This window comes from Pseudomonas sp. Xaverov 83, assembly GCF_019352905.1.
Classification (GTDB): domain Bacteria; phylum Pseudomonadota; class Gammaproteobacteria; order Pseudomonadales; family Pseudomonadaceae; genus Aquipseudomonas; species Aquipseudomonas yamanorum.
In genome coordinates this window covers 114497-131802 of the sequence record NZ_JAAAFU010000019.1, presented here as the reverse complement: position 1 = coordinate 131802, position 17306 = coordinate 114497, and the positions used below count along the sequence as shown (strand labels likewise).

Annotated in this window: 13 protein-coding genes and 3 pseudogenes; 6 read left to right on the top strand and 10 right to left on the bottom strand. The window is 62.2% G+C overall.

All coding sequences use genetic code 11. The features are described from left to right. Window positions 1-3 precede the first annotated feature (3 nt). Complete coding sequence (locus K0H47_RS08305) at window positions 4-1515, bottom strand: efflux transporter outer membrane subunit (protein ID WP_219272351.1); 1512 nt, start codon at window positions 1513-1515, stop codon at window positions 4-6. Between the two features lie 182 nt (window positions 1516-1697). Here K0H47_RS08305 and K0H47_RS08300 point away from each other — a divergent pair, with 182 nt between their 5' ends. Continuing rightward, on the top strand, window positions 1698-2666 hold the full coding sequence (locus K0H47_RS08300) for a LysR family transcriptional regulator (RefSeq protein WP_003216257.1): 969 nt from the start codon (window positions 1698-1700) through the stop codon (window positions 2664-2666). 12 nt (window positions 2667-2678) lie between these two features. Here the strand turns inward: K0H47_RS08300 and K0H47_RS08295 are convergent, their stop codons facing one another. From K0H47_RS08295 to K0H47_RS08280, 4 genes are read right to left on the bottom strand one after another with little or no spacing between them, the layout of a single operon-like run. Next, window positions 2679-4043, bottom strand: a complete 1365-nt coding sequence (locus K0H47_RS08295) for a heavy metal sensor histidine kinase (protein WP_177070297.1) — start codon at window positions 4041-4043, stop codon at window positions 2679-2681. Next, on the bottom strand, window positions 4033-4710 hold the full coding sequence (locus tag K0H47_RS08290; RefSeq protein ID WP_063027234.1) for a heavy metal response regulator transcription factor: 678 nt from the start codon (window positions 4708-4710) through the stop codon (window positions 4033-4035). The genes K0H47_RS08295 and K0H47_RS08290 overlap by 11 nt, the downstream gene beginning before the upstream one ends. Before the next feature lie 31 nt (window positions 4711-4741). Further along, the gene (locus tag K0H47_RS08285; RefSeq protein ID WP_063027232.1) at window positions 4742-7837 is read right to left on the bottom strand and encodes a multidrug efflux RND transporter permease subunit; all 3096 of its coding nucleotides are present in this window, start codon (window positions 7835-7837) and stop codon (window positions 4742-4744) included. After that, complete coding sequence (locus K0H47_RS08280) at window positions 7834-9000, bottom strand: efflux RND transporter periplasmic adaptor subunit (RefSeq protein WP_063027230.1); 1167 nt, start codon at window positions 8998-9000, stop codon at window positions 7834-7836. Before K0H47_RS08280 ends, K0H47_RS08285 begins: the two co-directional genes overlap by 4 nt. Window positions 9001-9215: 215 nt before the next feature. Between K0H47_RS08280 and K0H47_RS08275 the strand changes: the two genes are divergently transcribed. From K0H47_RS08275 to K0H47_RS31390, 4 genes and pseudogenes are all read left to right on the top strand, one after another. Further along, on the top strand, window positions 9216-9458 hold the full coding sequence (locus K0H47_RS08275; protein ID WP_003216247.1) for a hypothetical protein: 243 nt from the start codon (window positions 9216-9218) through the stop codon (window positions 9456-9458). 168 nt (window positions 9459-9626) lie between these two features. After that, window positions 9627-10415 carry a transporter substrate-binding domain-containing protein gene (locus K0H47_RS08270; RefSeq protein ID WP_219272350.1) on the top strand — a complete coding sequence of 263 codons (789 nt, stop codon included), beginning with the start codon at window positions 9627-9629 and terminating at the stop codon, window positions 10413-10415. 107 nt (window positions 10416-10522) lie between these two features. Next, window positions 10523-10804, top strand: a pseudogene (locus K0H47_RS31395) (PAS domain-containing protein); the annotation flags it as partial. Window positions 10805-11107: 303 nt separating this feature from the next. Beyond that, a pseudogene (locus K0H47_RS31390) lies at window positions 11108-12100 on the top strand (methyl-accepting chemotaxis protein); the annotation flags it as partial. 59 nt (window positions 12101-12159) lie between these two features. On the opposite strand, the gene K0H47_RS08260 reads toward K0H47_RS31390, so the two are convergent. The 5 genes and pseudogenes from K0H47_RS08260 to K0H47_RS08245 form a co-directional block, all read right to left on the bottom strand. Continuing rightward, window positions 12160-12903: a YkgJ family cysteine cluster protein gene (locus K0H47_RS08260; RefSeq protein ID WP_093205294.1), complete on the bottom strand. Its 744-nt coding sequence runs from the start codon at window positions 12901-12903 to the stop codon at window positions 12160-12162. Between the two features lie 108 nt (window positions 12904-13011). Beyond that, on the bottom strand, window positions 13012-13494 hold the full coding sequence (locus K0H47_RS08255) for an N-acetyltransferase (RefSeq protein ID WP_177026150.1): 483 nt from the start codon (window positions 13492-13494) through the stop codon (window positions 13012-13014). 3 nt (window positions 13495-13497) lie between these two features. Next, window positions 13498-14400: a chemotaxis protein CheV gene (locus K0H47_RS08250; RefSeq protein WP_063027220.1), complete on the bottom strand. Its 903-nt coding sequence runs from the start codon at window positions 14398-14400 to the stop codon at window positions 13498-13500. A 51-nt stretch (window positions 14401-14451) separates the two neighbouring features. After that, window positions 14452-14550, bottom strand: a pseudogene (locus K0H47_RS31000) (outer membrane lipoprotein carrier protein LolA); the annotation flags it as partial. A 24-nt stretch (window positions 14551-14574) separates the two neighbouring features. Then, a complete protein-coding gene (locus K0H47_RS08245; protein ID WP_177070289.1) occupies window positions 14575-15549 on the bottom strand; it encodes a D-glycerate dehydrogenase in 975 nt (324 codons plus the stop codon). Window positions 15550-15899: 350 nt separating this feature from the next. On the opposite strand from K0H47_RS08245, the gene K0H47_RS08240 reads away from it, so the two are divergent. Beyond that, window positions 15900-17222, top strand: coding sequence for an OprD family porin (locus tag K0H47_RS08240; protein WP_063027218.1), 1323 nt, complete (start codon window positions 15900-15902; stop codon window positions 17220-17222). Window positions 17223-17306 lie beyond the last annotated feature (84 nt).

Genomic DNA, 17306 nt, shown 5'->3' with positions numbered 1-17306 from the left:
TACTCAGTGATCAAACACGGCGAGGGTCGCCGGGGTCTTGCTCGGAAGCGTCTTGCTGTCTTGCGGCACGTCGCTGCCGGCGCCGAGGCCACCGCCCAATGCGGTCACCAGTTCGGCGTGGGCACTCAGGCGTGCGGCCTGAACCTGCTGCTGCACCTGCTGCTGGCGGAACAACAGGCTTTGGGCATTCAGCACATTGAGGTAGTCGGTGAGGCCGCGCTGGTAGGCGATCATCGCGATGTCATAGGTTTTCTGCGCCGAGGCCACGGATTCGACGGCGAAGGCTTGCTGCTTGTCCATCGACTCGCGGCGGATCAACTGGTCGCTGATGCCCTTGAGCGCATTGACCAGGGTCTGGTTGTAATGCGCGACGGCGATGTCATAGCCGGCGCTGGCTTCACCCAACTGCGAGCGCAGGCGGCCGCCATCGAAGATCGGCAGGCTGATGGCAGGGCCCGCGGTGTAGTTGAGCTTTTTACCCGTGAGGAAACTGAGCATCCCGCCGCCGGTGGCGACGTAGCCGAGGCTGCCCACCAAGTCGACGTTGGGGTAGAAACCGGCGTGGGCCACGTCAATGCCACGGGCCTGGGCCGCCACTTGCCAGCGACTGGCGACCACGTCCGGGCGCTGGCCGAGCAGTTCGGCGGGCAAGGTCGACGGTAGCTTCAACGGTGCACCGAGGGACAAGGTGGGCCGCTGCAACTGCGCGCCCTCCCCCGGCCCTTTGCCCGCCAGCGCAGCCAGCTGGTTGCGGCTCAGGGCGATGGCTTCATCCAAAGCGTCCAGTTGCCGGTGGGTTTCCGGCAGCGGCGTCTCGGCCTGGCTGACTTCGAAGTGGGTGCCGATCCCGCCATTCAAGCGCTTTTGCGCCAGGTCGAGGATCTGTTGTTGCTGGGCCAGGGTGGCGGCCACGATATCGCGCTGGGCGAAATGCAACGACAGTTGGATATAGGCGCGCACCACGTTGTTCTGCAATTCGAGCTGGGCCTGGCGCGCTTCGGCGGCGCTCATGTGGGCCATGTCCACGGCACGCTCGGTGGCATTGCTTTCGCGGCCCCAGAGGTCGAGGGCATAGCTCAAGCCCAAGGACGCGTTGTTGTCCCAGGTGGTGGAATTGTCCAGCGCGCCCGGGCCGTAGAACTGGTCGCTCGGCCAATTGTGGCGCTTGAGCGTGGCGTCGCCATTGACCTGCAACGACTCGGCCGACTCGGCGATCCCGGCCATGGCCAGGGCTTCACGCACACGAGCAGCGGCCATGGCCATGCTCGGGCTGCCTTGCACGGCGAGGTCGATCCAGTGGTTGAGTTGCGGGTCGCCGTAGGCTTGCCACCATTGCGCGGTGGGCCAGTGGGCGTCCTGGGCGGCGGTTTTGATCGCTTCGTCGGTGGCCAATGTATTGGCGACGAGTGACTGGCCTTGAGGGGCAATTCCTCCGGTTCCGATGCAGCCGCTGATTGCTAACGATAAGGCCCAAACACTGAGAGTCTTCAGCTCTCTGCTGATGCGACGCGGCACTGCTGCGAATTCCTGAGAGGGTGTTGCGGGGAAGGTGGCGCAATTCTAAGGGGCGGGCCGGATGGCGATAAGGTGGGATTCTTGTGAATCTTTGTTACCGTTCAGGCGATAATCCGTTCGTAGGGATCACTGGATCCTGCAACTTCGTGTCACAATTTGCCATCTCCCCTGAGAGCACCTTAATGGACACCTTGCAAAACATGCGCGCCTTCAGTTGTGTGGCCGAAGCCGGCAGCTTCACCGCCGCCGCCGTGCAACTGGATACCACCACGGCCAACGTCTCGCGCGCGGTCTCCAACCTTGAGGCCCATCTGCAAACCCGTTTGCTCAACCGCACCACCCGCCGCATCGCCTTGACCGAGGCCGGCAAGCGCTATTTGCTGCGTTGCGAGCAGATCCTGGCGTACGTCGAGGAAGCCGAGGCCGAAGCCAGCGACGCTCACGCACGCCCCGCCGGGCAGTTGAAAGTGCACACCATGACCGGCATCGGCCAGCACTTCGTGATCGATGCGATTGCCCGCTACCGCCGCACCCACCCGGACGTGACCTTTGACCTGACCATGGCCAACCGCGTGCCCGACCTGCTGGACGAGGGCTACGACGTGTCCATCGTGCTCGCCAGCGAACTGCCGGATTCGGGGTTTGTCTCGCAGCGCCTGGGGATAACTTACAGCATCGCCTGTGCCTCGCCGGCTTACGTCAAGGCCAATGGCTGCGCGCAACGGCCGAGTGACCTGCTCAACCACGCGTGCCTGCGCCTGGTCAGCCCGGTGATTCAGCTGGATAAATGGTCGTTCAACGGGCCCGAGGGCCAGGAGAGCGTGGCGATCAACAGCTCACCGTTCCTGGTGAACTCCGCGGATGCGATGAAGACCGCCATCACTAGCGGCATGGGCGTTGGCCTGTTGCCGGTGTATGCGGCGATTGAAGGCCTGCGCAACGGCACCCTGGTGCGGGTAATGCCCAACTACCGTTCCCAGGAACTCAATCTGTACGCCATCTACCCGTCGCGCCAATACCTGGATGCGAAGATCAAGACGTGGGTGGAATACCTGCGCAGCTCCCTGCCGGAAATCATGGCCGCCCATCAGGCGGAACTGGCGGCCTATGAGCTCAGTGGCAGTTTGGGCGGCGTACGACTGAGTAACTGAGGGGGTCAGCCGCTACACCGGCAGCGTAATGCCAAAGGTGTTGCCGCCGCCCTCGCTGCGCACAAACACATCCCCGCCGTGCATCAGCGCGATCGCCTTGACGATCGCCAACCCCAAGCCGTGATTCGCCCCGCTATTGCTGCGGGACGCGTCCACCCGATAGAACCGTTCGAACAACCGGGGCAAATGCTCGCTGGCAATCTCATCGCCGGGGTTGGTCACCCCGATCGCCACGTGATCTTCCAATACTTCGATCTTTACCTCGATCACCTGGCCAGGCGCCGTATGCTGAACCGCATTGCTCAACAGATTGATCAACGCCCGGCGCAAGTGCGCCTTCTCGATCTGCACCTGGGCATCGCCGCTCACGCGTACCTGCACCTGGGCGTCTTCGAGGATGAAGTCCAGGTAGTCCAGGGTGGTCGCCACTTCATCCGCCAGCGAACTGCTGATCAGCTTGGTGGCCTTGCTGCCCTGGTCTGCGCTGGCCAGGAACAGCATGTCATTGATGATCGAGCGCAGCCGTTCCAGCTCTTCGAGGTTCGATTGGAGCACCTCGAAATAATGCTCGGCCGAACGCCCACGGGTCAGCGCCACCTGGGTCTGGCCAATCAGGTTGGTCAGCGGTGAGCGCAGTTCATGGGCCACGTCGGCGTTGAATGACTCCAGGCGCGAATAGGCTTGCTCCACCCGGTCGAGGGTCGAGTTGAAGGAATTGACGAACTGCTTCAGCTCCGGCGGCAACGGCGACAATTGCAGGCGCCCGGAGAGTTTCGGCGGCGCGAGTTTCTGCGCCTCATCCGACAGTTTGATCAGCGGCTTGAGGCCGATACGTGCGACCCAGAACCCCAGCAGCGACGCCAACACCACGCCAACAAACGCCAGGCCGATCAGCGCCATCAGCAGTTGATGCTGGGTGGCGCGGAAGTTCTCGGTGTCGACAGCAATCATGAAGCGCAACGGCGGACGCTGGTCCTTGGCCGGGAACTGGCTGACCAGCACTTTGAACGGATGATGATGGCCCGGCAGGTGCAAATCGCGCTTGCCGGTCGGGCCTTCGGCGAAGGCGCGAATCTGCGCGTCCGGGTTGCCGTATTCGTAGGTCGGATCGCTGCTCACCACCCAGAAGCGGATGCGCTTGTCTTCCTCCCCCAACAGCTTGAGCTTGGCGGTGATCTTCGCCCAGTGATCCGGCGTACCAAAGCGGTTCACCGAAGACTCCAGCACGCTGTAACGCGCATCCAGCTCGGCCCCGGGCAACAAACCCAGGCCTTTGTCCACCTGCTGATACAGCGCGCCGCCGATCAACAGAAAGATCAGCAGCGCCACCAACGTGAACATGCCACTCAGGCGCAGGGCGATGGAGTTAGCCGACACTGCGGCTCTCCAGCACATAACCCATGCCGCGGATGGTGTGCAGCAGTTTCTGTTCGAACGGCCCGTCGAGCTTGGCCCGCAGGCGCTTGATCGCCACTTCCACCACGTTGGCGTCGCTGTCGAAATTGATGTCCCAGACCATTTCCGCAATCGAGGTCTTGGACAGGATTTCACCCTGGCGCCGCGCCAATACGCTGAGCAGCGAGAACTCCTTGGCGGTCAGGTCCAGGCGAACGCCGTTGCGACTGGCCTTGCGGCTGATCAGGTCGATCCACAGGTCGGCGATGGTCACCTGCACCGGCTCATGCCCGCCGCTGCGACGGGTCAGGGCTTGCAGGCGCGCCACCAACTCGAGGAACGAGAATGGCTTGCCGAGGTAATCGTCCGCCCCTTCACGCAGGCCGCGAATGCGGTCTTCCACGCGCTCGCGAGCGGTGAGCATGATCACCGGCGTCTGCTTGCGCGCCCGCAGCGCGCGCAACACGCCAAAGCCATCCAGGCCGGGCAGCATCACGTCGAGCACGATCACCGCGTAATCGTTCTCCAGGGCCAGGTGCAGACCTTCGACACCTTCACGGGCGACGTCGACGGTATAGCCTTGCTCCGTCAGGCCGCGGTGCAGGTAGTCGGCGGTTTTTTCTTCGTCTTCAACAATCAGTACACGCATGAGCCTTTTGTTCCAGGACGGGGCCTCAGCCTCAGTGTGTGGTTGCCAGCTGGGGAGCCGGTTTGGGTCTGTGAAAAAACTTCTCGAGGTACAAGTATATGACCGGTGTGGTGAACAGCGTCAGCGCCTGGCTCACCAGCAACCCGCCCACCACCGCGATACCCAGCGGCTGGCGCATTTCCGCGCCGGGGCCGGAGCCGAGCATCAGCGGCACCGCACCCAGCAGCGCGGCCAGGGTGGTCATGATGATCGGCCGGAACCGCGTGACACAGGCTTCATAAATCGCTTCTTCAGGCGGCAAGCCGCGTACGCGTTGGGCGTCCAGAGCGAAGTCGATCATCAGGATACCGTTCTTCTTCACAATACCGATCAGCAGCACCAGCCCGATCAGGGCCATGATCGAAAAGTCCTGGCCCATCAGTGACAGCATGATCAGCGCCCCCAACCCCGCCGACGGCAAGGTGGAGATGATCGTCAGCGGGTGCACGAAGCTCTCGTACAGCACACCCAGGATAATGTAGACCGCCACCAGTGCCGCGAGGATCAGCCAGGGCTGGCTGGCCAACGAACTCTGGAACGCCTGGGCCGCGCCTTGGAAGTTGCCGATGATGGTAGTCGGCATGCCGATTTCGTTCTTGGCCTGGTTGAGCATGATCACCGCATCCCCCAACGCGACGCCCGGCGCCAGGTTGAACGACAGGTTGGCCGCCGGGAACATGCCATCATGGCTGATGGACAAGGGCCCTATGGTAGGCGGGTCGACCTTGGCCACCGCCGACAGCGGCACCATCTCGTTGGTCAGCGGCGAGCGCAGGTAGAAGTAGTTCAGGCTTTCGGCCTTGCCACGTTGCTGGGTGTCCAGCTCCAGCACCACTTGGTACTGGTTGATCTCGGTCTGGAACTCGTTGATCTGGCGCTGGCCGAAGGCGTCGTACAGCGCCTGGTCCACATCGGTGGCGGTGAGGCCAAAACGCGCGGCGGCCTGACGGTCGATGCTGATATGGGTAATGCTGCCACCCAACTGCAGGTCGTTGGACAGGTCGCGGAACGCCGGGTTGGCCCGCAGTTTTTCGGTGAGGCGCTGGGTCCAGGTATTCAGGGTCGGGCCGTCATTGCTCTTGAGCACGTACTGGTACTGGGCGCGGCTGGGGCCGGAGCTTAAGTTGATGTCCTGGCCGGCACGCAGGTACAGGACGATGCCCGGCACTTTCGCCAGTTTCGGCCGGATCCGGTCGATAAACTGGCTGGCCGACACGTCACGGTCCCCGCGATCTTTCAAGGCGATCCAGAACCGTCCGTTGGCGATGGTCTGGTTGCTGCCGGTCACGCCCACCGAATGGGAAAACGCTTCCACCGCCGGGTCATCCTTGACGATCTCGGCGATCGCCTTGTGCTTGGCGACCATGTCCGGGAAGGATACGTCGGCCGCCGCTTCGCTGGTGCCGAGGACGAAGCCGGTGTCTTGTACCGGGAAGAAACCCTTGGGGATAAACACATAGCCGACCACCGCCAGGGCCAGGGTCACGATAAAGATCGCGGCCATGGTGCGTTGGTGGGCCAGGGCGCGGCGCAGATTGCGCGCATAGCCGGCGAGGAGGCGTTCGCTGAAGCCGGGTTTGTCGTGGGCGTGATGGGTCGGGGCGCGCATGAACAGCGCAGCCAGGGTGGGCGCCAGTGTCAGTGAAACCACCACCGAAATCAGGATGGTCGAGGTGGCTGTCAGCGCAAACTCTTTGAACAACCGCCCGACCACACCGCCCATGAACAGCAGCGGAATAAACGCTGCCACCAGCGAGAAGCTGATGGACACCACGGTAAAGCCGATTTCACCCGCGCCCTTGATCGCGGCCTCGCGCTTGTCGAGGCCGGCTTCCAAGTGGCGGTGAATGTTCTCCACCACCACGATGGCATCGTCCACCACAAACCCCACGGCGATCACGATCGCCACCAGGGTCAGGTTGTTCAGGCTGAAGCCCATCAGGTACATCAGCGCAAAACTGGCGACCAGCGACACCCCGAGCACGCTGGACACGATCAAGGTGGCGGACAACTGGCGCAGGAACAGCGCCATCACTGCCACCACCAACAGGATCGCGATCAGCAGGGTCACTTCCACTTCATGCAGGGACGCGCGGATGGTCTTGGTACGGTCGGTCAATACGCTGACCTGCACCGAGGCCGGCAACATGGCTTGCAGGCGTGGCAGCTCGGCTTGAATGCGGTCCACGGTCTCGACGATGTTCGCACCGGGCTGGCGGGAGATCACCAGGTTGACCCCGGGCGTGTCGCCCGACCAGGCCTGCACGTAGGCGTTTTCCGAACCGTTGACGACTTTGGCGATATCCCGCAGTTGTACCGGTGCACCATCCTTGTAGGACACGATCAGTTGGGCGTAATCCTCGGGGTGGAACAACTGGTCGTTGGTCGACAGGGTCGACACGCTGTTCTCGCCGTAGATCGCGCCCTTGGCCAGGTTCAGGCTGGATTGCTGGATCGCCAGGCGCACGTCTGCCAGGGTCAGGCCGATGGCCGCGAGTTTATCGGCCGACGCCTGCACCCGGATGGCCGGGCGTTGCTGGCCGGTGATGTTGATCTGGCCGACGCCGTCGATCTGACTGATCTGACGGGCCAGCAGGGTTTCCACGTAGTCGCTCAGCTCGGTGCTGGGCATGCTGTCGGAGCTGACGCTGAGGATCAGCACCGGGCTGTCCGCCGGGTTGACCTTTTTCCAGGTCGGCAGGCTCGGCATGTCGCTGGGCAGTTTGCCGGACGCGGTGTTGATCGCCGCCTGCACTTCTTGCGCGGCGGTATCGATGCTCTTGGTGAGGGTGAACTGCAGGGTCAGGAGGCTGGAGCCCAAGGCACTGCTGGAGGTCATCTGGGTCATGCCGGGGATGGCGCTGAATTGCACCTCCAGCGGTGTGGCCACGGAGGACGCCATGGTGTCCGGGCTGGCGCCGGGCAGCGTGGCGCTGACCTGAATCGTCGGAAACTCGGCTTCCGGCAGTGGGGCGATGGCCAGCCGTGGGAAGGCAATCATCCCGAGCAGTACCAGGGCGAAGGTCAGCAGCAAGGTGGCGACCGGATGGTCAACACACCAGGCCGACGGCGAACGACTGCCGCTCATGGCTGCACCTTGGCATCAACGGTCTGGATCACCTGCGGCGGCTCCTTGAGTACGTCGACCTGAGCGCCTGCCTTGAGCCGTGACTGGCCGTCGCTGACCAGCACGTCGCCGGCCTGCACACCCTGGAGGATGTTCATGTCGCTGTTCTGGTACAGCACCTGCACCGGCACGATGTCGACCTTGTCACCGTTGACCCGGTACACGAAGTGCGAATCCAGGCCGCGCTGTACCACAGTGGGTGGCACAACCAGGGCGTTCTTGTGCAGGGCGGTCTGGATGCGGATTGTCACCAGTTGCCCCGGCCAGAGTTTTTGCGCGCCGTTGCTGAACTCGGCCTTGGCGCGGATGGTGCCGGTGGTGCCGCTGATCTGGTTGTCGATCAGGCTCAGGCGACCTTCGCCCAGCAGGTCGCCGGTCTGGCCGTCGGTGTCGGCGCCCATGTAGGCGTTGACGTCAGCGGGCAGTTGCGCGGCGATCAGGCGTTGCAGGGTCGGCAGCATTTGTTGCGGCAGGGAGAACTCGACGGCAATCGGGTCGATCTGGGTCACGGAGAACAAGCCCTGGGTGTCGCTCATGCGCAGGAAGTTGCCTTCATCCACCGTACGAATCCCGACGCGCCCGGTGACCGGAGAGCGAATCTGGGTGTAGGAAAGCTGCACCTGGGCCGAATCAATGGCGGCCTGGTTGCCTTGGGCCGTGGCCTTGAGCTGGTTGACCAGGGCTTGTTGCTGGTCATAGGTCTGCTTGGACACGCCGTCGTCGATGCTCAGTTCCTTGTAGCGCTTGAGGTTGACCAGCGCGACTTGCAGTTGCGCCTGGCTTTCCCCGAGTTGCGCCTTGGCCTGGTCCAGGGTGGCGCGGATCGAACGGTCATCAATGGTCGCCAGCAGGTCACCGGCCTTCACCAGTTGACCTTCCTTGACCAGCAATTTGGTGAGGATGCCGTCGATCTGCGGGCGAATCACCACGCTGTGCAACGACAGCACCGAACCGATGCCGCTGACAAAACCCGGGATGTCCTGCTGTTTGACGCTGATCACACGCACCGGAATCGCTGCCGACGCAGTCAGTTTGGTCTTGGCCGGGCGGGTCACCACCCAGGCAACCACAGCCAGTACCACAAGGACGCCCACGATCAAGGCAGGTTTTCGTTGAATGTGCATGGGGTGAGGCGCCAGGGCAAAGGATCGGAAGAATGAAGGTTCTTTATAGCCCGCCAACCCGGTCAGCAAAGTGACTGCTAACTGACAGCGCCGTCAGTAAAGTCCGACCATTCGTACGAGCAGTGGTTAAAGATCCGAGGCGCGCAGGTATACTGCGCGACGGTGTGGCCTGCAAGTCGGGCCCGCGTCATTTTCAGTACTCCCCCGGAGCTTCCATGAATTCCCCGACACAACCCGCTGTTGAAGCGGTCGACATCGACCAACAGGCCAATCCTGACAGCGTCGAAGGCGAAACCAAGGCCGAGATCCCGGCATTCAAGTTTCCGTTCAAGCCGGGCGAACTGGCCGGTGCGAAAAACGCCAGCCAGCCGTGGTACAAAAATGGCGCGAAGAACGGCCATACCAAGAGTCCGGGCATGGCACCACCCGGCACCCGTCGCTCGATGGGCAAGCGCTGACCGGTAATAAATCCTTCGCAATGACGATTTATGCCTACAACAGTTACTGACGTTTCGCCTTGTAGGCCTGCGGCCAATTCTTGAAAGCTTGCACGACACCCACCTGCCCCGACGCTTTCGCTCGGGGCCAGGCGTGGTAAAGCTGGTTTTCCGGAAAAGGACGTCCCCGTGGTTCCTATACGCACCTGTGTCGTGCTGTTGTCGCTGATGGTCAGCGTTTTCTCCTCGACTGCGGCCAGTGATCAACCACGGCGCGAAATTCGTTTCGCCGTCGCTGCACAATTCCCTCCTTTCCAAAGCCGCAATCAACAAGGCCAACTGGTGGGGCTGAACATCGAATTGGGCAACGCCCTGTGCATACAGCTCAATGTGCGATGTACCTGGGTCGACCAGATCCTGGTGGAAAATTACCCTGCCCTTGAAGCCAGGCAATTCGACGCAATCATGGGCATGGCCCCGACGTCGAGGCGGCACCAGCGGGTAAGTTTCACCGATGACCTTTATCCGATCACCACGCGTCTGGTGGCCCGCAGGAAGTCAGGTTTGAAGCCAACGCCACAGTCGTTGAAGGGCAAGCGCGTAGGGGTGCTGGTGGGCAGCAACCGCGAAGCCTTTGCCCTGTCGAAGTGGGCGCCAAAAGGCGTCATCATCAAGGGTTTCTGGCGCAACGACGAACTGATCCGCAGCCTGTTGGCGGGGGACATCGATGCCACCTTGCAAGGCATGGTGGAAATCCGTGAGGCGCTGCTCGACACCCCCGAGGGCCAGAATTTCGACTTCCTCGGCCCCGCCCTCTCTGCCGAACTGTTGGGTAACGGCGTAGGGATTGCGTTGCGCAAGCCCGATACGGCATTGCGCAGCACCCTCAATTGCGCCCTTGAGCAACTGAAGCAAAGCGGCGAGTACCAGCGCATCATCGAGCCCTACCGGCTTGATGCACCGCCCGCCAGGCCGTAATGGCCAATTAATTGCACCGAACATGAGCTGGATCAGTATTTGGCCAACCCGTGCGCTTAGAGTCGACGCCCTGCCGACTCCTCCAACAATCACGAGCGCGCGTTTCCATGAAGATCAATTTGCCGGTCACCGGTCGAAATGTGGACTTTGCCCCCGACGCCAATATCCTCTCGACCACCGACCTGACTAGCACAATTACCTACGCCAACCAGGACTTCATCGATATCAGCGGCTACACCCGCGAGGAGTTGTTAGGTACGCCGCACAACCTGCTGCGCCACCCGGACATGCCACCCGCTGCCTTTGCGCACATGTGGCAGGTGTTGAAGAGCGGCCGCTCGTGGATGGGCATGGTGAAAAACCGCTGCAAGAACGGCGATCACTACTGGGTCAGTGCCTACGCCACGCCGGTCACCCGGGACGGTGTGACGGTGGAGTATCAGTCGGTGCGCACCAAGCCCGATGCGCGGCGGGTGCAACTGGCCGAGCGGGCCTATGCCCGGCTGCGTGCCGGTACTCGGCGAGCACGGCCCGTGGTGGGCATGACCCTCAAGCTGTCGGCCTGGGTCTTGGGGGCCTGCGCCGCAACTTGGGCCTTGGGCCTTGGACTGGCCACTTATCCGCTGACCTGGCAACTGCTGGCGGTCACCGCGACCTGTGCCATAGGGGTGATGGGCGTGCATGGTTTGTTGCGGCCCCTCGCACAGTTGAACCAGCGAGCCCGGTTGATTGCCGACAACCCGCTGAGCCAGGCGATCTACACCGGACGCGGGGATGAGTTCGGGCGCATCGAGTTCGCCATGCAGATGCTGGAAGCCCAAGTGGGCGCGGTGGTGGGCCGGATTGGCGATGCCTCGCAACGCCTGTCCGGGCACGCCGCCGCGCTGGTGCAACAACTGGACAGCAGCCACACCAGCAGTCTCGGCCAACAGTCCCAGACAGATCAGGTCGCCGCCGCGATCAATCAAATGGCCGCCAGCGTGGCGCAAGTTGCCGAGCATGCGCTGCAAGCCTCCAAGGCCGCTGACCAGGCCGGCAGCGAGACCCGGGAAGGTCATCAACGGGTGGATGAAAGCCGCGACGCGGTGCTGCGGTTGTCCCAGGAGCTGGCGCGCGCCACCGACGTGATCCATCAACTTGAAAGCCACAGCGGCGATATTTCCGGGGTGCTGGAAGTGATTCGGGCGATTGCCGAGCAGACCAACCTCCTGGCGCTCAATGCCGCCATTGAAGCCGCACGCGCCGGAGAACAGGGACGCGGGTTTGCTGTGGTAGCTGATGAAGTGCGCGGGCTGGCCCAGCGTACGCAGCAGTCGACCAATGAAATCCAGCGCATGATCAGCACCCTGCAAGGCGGCGCCCGGGATGCGGTGCAGGCCATGGCGCAAAGCAGCCAGCATGTCGAGGCCAGCGTCGACCAGGCCCAACGCGCTGCCGCCGCGTTGGACGGGATCAGCCAGCGGGTGACCCAGATTACCGCCATGAGCCAGCAGATTGCGGCGGCGGTGGAAGAGCAAAGCGCGGTCAGCGAGGACATCAACCGCAACATCATCGGCATTCGCAATGCCGGGGAAGTGACGGTCAACGCGGGTCAGCAGAGCCAGCTCAGCTCAGGGGATGTGGCGGGGCTGGCGGATGACTTGCGGCGGCTGGCGGAGGAGTTCTGGAGTAAGCGGCGGCAGTAGCGGCATGAGCTGTTTTGGGGCGAGGGGGCTTGTCCCCCTCGCCACAGGTTTACATTCACTCAAGCCGCCCGTAACGAAATGAACGCATAGTTGGCCGGCACCTCGGTGGCAATCCGGGCGCCGGCATCCAGCAACTGCTCGGCAATGTCCATCCCGGACACATGAAACACCCACTCATTGGCCGGCACCGCCTCTTGGGTCGCCAATTCGATCGCCTGGGCAAACAGGCCCATGTCCGGCAGGTACGCGGTAAATCCATCGCCCTTGAGCGCCGTGGTATGGATGCCCAGCAACCCACACACCGCTTCCTTGGCCTGGATATCGTCGCGATCAGCCTGGCGTGACCGGCTGATCAGCTCGGCCAGTTCCTTGTCCATCAACTCGCCCCCCACGATCAGCGCCGGCCCCTGCTCCCAGGATTCCGGCGGGCAGTCCTTGGCGCCCGGGTTCAGCGGGATGTGCGGGTTGATCTCCATCGGGTAGATGCGGCACACCAACGGCCGCCGCTCGTAAATGCGGCAACGGTTGTCCTCGTCAAGATTCCGGCAGCGCCCGGCGTTATAGGCGGCAAAGGTGATTGCCACATACGCTTCGGTATTGCCGCTGGGCACGATGGCGGAACGGCGTTGTGCGTGCTCACGCTGCAACTCGGGCAGGCCAAGGCCCGTGCCCAGGAAACCCTCCACCAGCACGATGACATTGCCGCCGTCAGCCGCCCAACTGCGGGCTTCTTCGAGGGTCAGGGGCACATGGTGGTCAGTGCAGCATTTGCCGCAACCGACGCAGGAAAAGTGGGTATTCATGGAGGATCTGTCACCAGGCAAGGTCAGAAGGCACTCGTGAACGGTGGCGGGTTTTTGCCTCTGTTCACCGTTCTGTCTCCGTGCAAAGCAAGTTATGCGCCAGCGTCCTCAGTCTTCGGGGGCAAGGTCCCGAAGCACAAACACCATGCCGGCATTTTCATACAGGCGGCGGGCCCGCAGGTTGGATTCCAGCACCTTGAGGTCGACAAACGCCTCGCCGCGTTGCTTGAACACCTGGAAGGTGTGCAGCAATAACGCCCGGCCCAACCCCATGCCCTGGGCACAGGGGTGAATGGCCAGGTTCTTGATGTAGGCGCTGGTCCAGCATTGGGACACACCCAGGATGCCGCTGGCGTTACTCGCCACCAGGCACAGTTTTGGATCGAACTCGGCATCGGTAACGAACTGCTGACGCCAATGTTCAAGGGAACCGACACGTCCGCCGCCTTGTTCCTGGGCCAGGCTCAATACCGCGTGAATCGCCGGAGCCATGGCTTCGTGGTAATGATCCAGCTGGATGTCCGCCGGCCATTGTGGCGCGGGCAGGCTACCGGTGAGGTCGCGACGCAGCAGCTGGAAATACTCTCCCACCGGTCAGAGGCCCTGCTGTGCAACGGTCTGGGCGGCGACCACCAGGCACTTGGTCAGTTCGGGGGAGGAGAACTTGGTGAGCACCGCATTGGCACCGGCCAGGCGGGCTTTTTCGCTGTTCATCGCACTGTCCAGGGAGGTGTGCAGCAGCACATAGAGGTCCTGGAAGTCCGGGGTTTCCCGCAGGGTGCGGGTGAAGGCGTAGCCGTCCATTTCGGACATTTCGATGTCCGAGACCACCACGTTGATTTGCTCGACGGTGCCTTGCAGCTCCAGCAAGCGATCAATCGCTTCCTTGGCACTGCGGGCGGTGTGACAGGTGAGGCCGAGGTTGCGCAGGGTGTGCACCGATTGCTGCAGGGCCACCTGGCTGTCGTCCACCACGAGGATTCGGGCATTGCCCAGCACTTCGGCTTCTTCCATGGTCAGGTCGGTGGGCGCCGCTTCGATCTGCGCCGGGGCGATGCCGTGGATGACTTTTTCGATGTCCAGCACCTGCACCAGGGCGCCTTCGACCTGGGTCACACCGGTGATAAACGAACGCGTGCCGCCCGAGCCAAACGGCGGCGGGCGAATGTCGGTGGTCAGGCAGTGCACGATCTTGCTTACCGCCTGCACATGCAGGCCCTGCTTGGAACGGCTCACATCGGTGACGATCAGGCAGCCGCCGTCCGGGTCTTGCAGGGGCATTTCCCCCAGCGCCCGGCTCAGGTCAATCACCGACAAGGCGGCGCCGCGCAAGGTGGCGATGCCTTTGACGTGGGGGTGCGACTCCGGCAGCTTGGTCAGCGGCGGGCAGGGAATGATTTCACTGACTTTCAACAGGTTGATCGCCATCAGCTTGCCGCTGCGCAAGGTAAAGAGCAGAAGCGAGAGTGAGTCTGCGCGGGCTTTGGTGGTGGACATAAAAACCTTCTGTGGATCAGGGATGACGATCTATAGACCGTTATCGACTTGCACGCGAAAAACTGTAGGAGCGAGCTTGCTCGCGAAGAACCTGAGGGCGCTGTGTTTATCCAGGCTGCCCGCTTTCTCGTTGACGCTTTTCGCGAGCAAGCTCGCTCCTACAACAAGCAGTCATCAGCCCTTCCACACCTGCGGGTTCACCAAATCCTGCGGACGCTGGCCCAACAGCGCACTGCGCAGGTTTTCCAGGGCACGGTTGGCCATGGCTTCGCGGGTCTCGTTGGTGGCCGAGCCGATGTGCGGCAGGGTCACGGCATTGCTCAGCTGGAACAGCGGCGACTCGGACAGCGGCTCCTGCTCATACACATCCAGGCCGGCGCCACGGATGGCCTGGTTTTGCAGGGCCTCGATCAGCGCCGGCTCATCCACCACCGGGCCACGGGAAATGTTCACCAGGATCGCACTGGACTTCATCAACCCCAGCTCGCGATGGCTGATCAGGTGGCGGGTTTTCTCACTCAGCGGCACCACCAGGCAGACGAAGTCGGCTTCGGCCAGCAACTGGTCGAGGCTGCGAAATTGCGCGCCGAGTTCCTGTTCCAGTTCGGTCTTGCGGCTGTTGCCGCTGTACAGAATCGGCATATTGAAACCCAGGCGACCCCGACGGGCGATGGCCGCGCCGATGTTGCCCATGCCGACAATGCCCAGGGTCTTGCCGTGTACATCACAGCCAAACAACGGCGCTCCGACGCTGGCTTTCCACTGCCCGGCCTTGGTCCAGGCGTCCAGTTCGGCGACGCGGCGGGCGCTGCTCATCAGCAGGGCAAACGCCAGGTCGGCGGTGCTTTCGGTGAGCACGTCCGGAGTGTTGGTAAGCATGATCCCGCGCTCATTGAAGTACGCCAGGTCGTAGTTGTCGTAGCCCACCGACACGCTGGAAACCACTTCCAGTTTGCTTGCGCCTTCCAGTTGCGCACGGCCCAATTTGCGGCCTACGCCGATCAGCCCGTGGGCGTGCGGCAAAGCCTCGTTGAACTGGGCATTGATGTCGCCCAGCTTTGGGTTAGGCGCGATGACATCGAAATCCTGTTGCAGGCGTTCGATCATTTCCGGGGTGACGCGGCTGAAGGCGAGGACAGTCTTTTTCATGGAAGGCGGGCTCATCGACTACGTGGGAATGGCAAGCACGCTAACATTCTTGGGTAGGGGTTGTCAGGACGCCCCACACCCGCAAAGCCAGACTGTTGCGATTTGGGCAACAGTCATTATCTTGTTACACTCTGTATCGCATCGCTCACCTGCGCTAATTTGTCGCATCGATGAGCGCAGCGGTTAAGACCGACCCGCTCTCCCCCGATTTCCCTCGACTTATTTCCAGGGCTCTACACTGGGAATCTGTCTTAAAGCCGCTGAGTTCAGCGGCTTTTTTTTGCGCTGAAAAAAGGCCAGGAACCCTAACAACACTGGCCGGTTTCGATTGACCCAAAGGAGCTCCACCGGTGAAAACCTCGCTGACGTTCACCCCGTTATTCCTCGCGATTGCTGCAACGATCGTTCCCCTTGCCCACGCGGCAGACACCCCGACCACCGACGGATTCGTCGAAGGTTCCAGCTTCAAGATCAACACCCGCAACTACTACATGAACCGCGACCGTCGCGACATTCACACCGATGACAGCAAGGAATGGGGCCAGGGCATCATCGGCATTTTCGAATCCGGCTACACCCCAGGCACCGTCGGCTTTGGCCTGGACGCCAACGCCATGCTCGGTCTCAAGCTCGACGGCGGTGGCGGCACCGACGGTTCCAGCATCCTGCCGGTGAGCTCCGGCAACGGTAAAGCCCCAAGCTCGTTCTCCACCGCCGGCGCGACCCTGAAAATGCGCGCCTTCGACACCGAGCTGAAAGCCGGCGACCTGTTCCTCAACAACCCGGTAATTGCCGGCGGCATGACCCGCATGCTGCCCCAGACCTTCCGCGGCGTGAGCCTGACCAACCACAGCCTGGACGGCTGGATGTTCGAAGGCGGCCAGGCCAGCTTCACCAAGCTCTACAACCAGAGTGGCCACCGGCGCATCGGCACCAGCTACGGCGCCTTGCCCAACGGTGAAGACAGCCAGCACCTGGACTGGGCCGGTGTGTCCTTCAGCGGCCTGCCGGGGCTGACCAGCAACCTGTACGCGTCCGAACTCAAGGACATCTGGAACCAGTACTACTACGACCTGGACTACACCTGGCAACTGAACGAACTGGTCAGTTTGAACCCGGGTCTGCACTACTATCACACCCAGGACACCGGCAAAGCCCTGCTGGGTAACATCGACAACAACACCTACAGCCTGCATTTCACCGTCGGCGTAGGCAATCACAGCGTCACCGCCGCCTACCAGCGGGTCAACGGCAACACACCGTTCGACTACATCAGCCAGGGTGACAGCATCTACCTGGATAACTCCCAGCAATACTCGGACTTCAACGGCCCCAACGAACGCTCGTGGAAGCTCAAGTACGCCTATGACTTCATCGGGCTGGGCCTGCCTGGCCTGACCTCGGCGGTGTCGTACATCAGCGGCAAGACCGACCTGACCACCGTCGACCCGGACAGCCGTGGCTACTCATCCTGGTACAGCGCCGACGGCAAGAACGCCAAGCACTGGGAACGGGACATCGACCTCAAGTACGTGGTGCAAGGCGGCAAGGCCAAGGACCTGGCCGTACGCCTGCAGTGGGCAACCAATCGCGGCGGCAATGGCTACGCGGCAGTGGACCGGGACGTGGATGAATACCGGGTGATCGTCGACTACCCGATCGACGTTTTTTAACCTTCAGGCATTCTTTTAGCGGCGACGACTTATTTTTCACAACATGGAACTAAACTGCCAGTATCTCGAGTGCCGAAGTCAGTC

What these genes read in the sequence shown, in the direction of transcription:
- K0H47_RS08300 (WP_003216257.1), top strand. Translation starts at nt 1,698, where the DNA reads ATGGACACCTTGCAAAACATGCGCGCCTTCAGTTGTGTGGCCGAAGCC.
- K0H47_RS08290 (WP_063027234.1), bottom strand. Translation starts at nt 4,710, where the DNA reads ATGCGTGTACTGATTGTTGAAGACGAAGAAAAAACCGCCGACTACCTG.
- K0H47_RS08285 (WP_063027232.1), bottom strand. Translation starts at nt 7,837, where the DNA reads ATGAGCGGCAGTCGTTCGCCGTCGGCCTGGTGTGTTGACCATCCGGTC.
- K0H47_RS08280 (WP_063027230.1), bottom strand. Translation starts at nt 9,000, where the DNA reads ATGCACATTCAACGAAAACCTGCCTTGATCGTGGGCGTCCTTGTGGTA.
- K0H47_RS08275 (WP_003216247.1), top strand. Translation starts at nt 9,216, where the DNA reads ATGAATTCCCCGACACAACCCGCTGTTGAAGCGGTCGACATCGACCAA.
- K0H47_RS08260 (WP_093205294.1), bottom strand. Translation starts at nt 12,903, where the DNA reads ATGAATACCCACTTTTCCTGCGTCGGTTGCGGCAAATGCTGCACTGAC.
- K0H47_RS08250 (WP_063027220.1), bottom strand. Translation starts at nt 14,400, where the DNA reads ATGTCCACCACCAAAGCCCGCGCAGACTCACTCTCGCTTCTGCTCTTT.
- K0H47_RS08245 (WP_177070289.1), bottom strand. Translation starts at nt 15,549, where the DNA reads ATGAAAAAGACTGTCCTCGCCTTCAGCCGCGTCACCCCGGAAATGATC.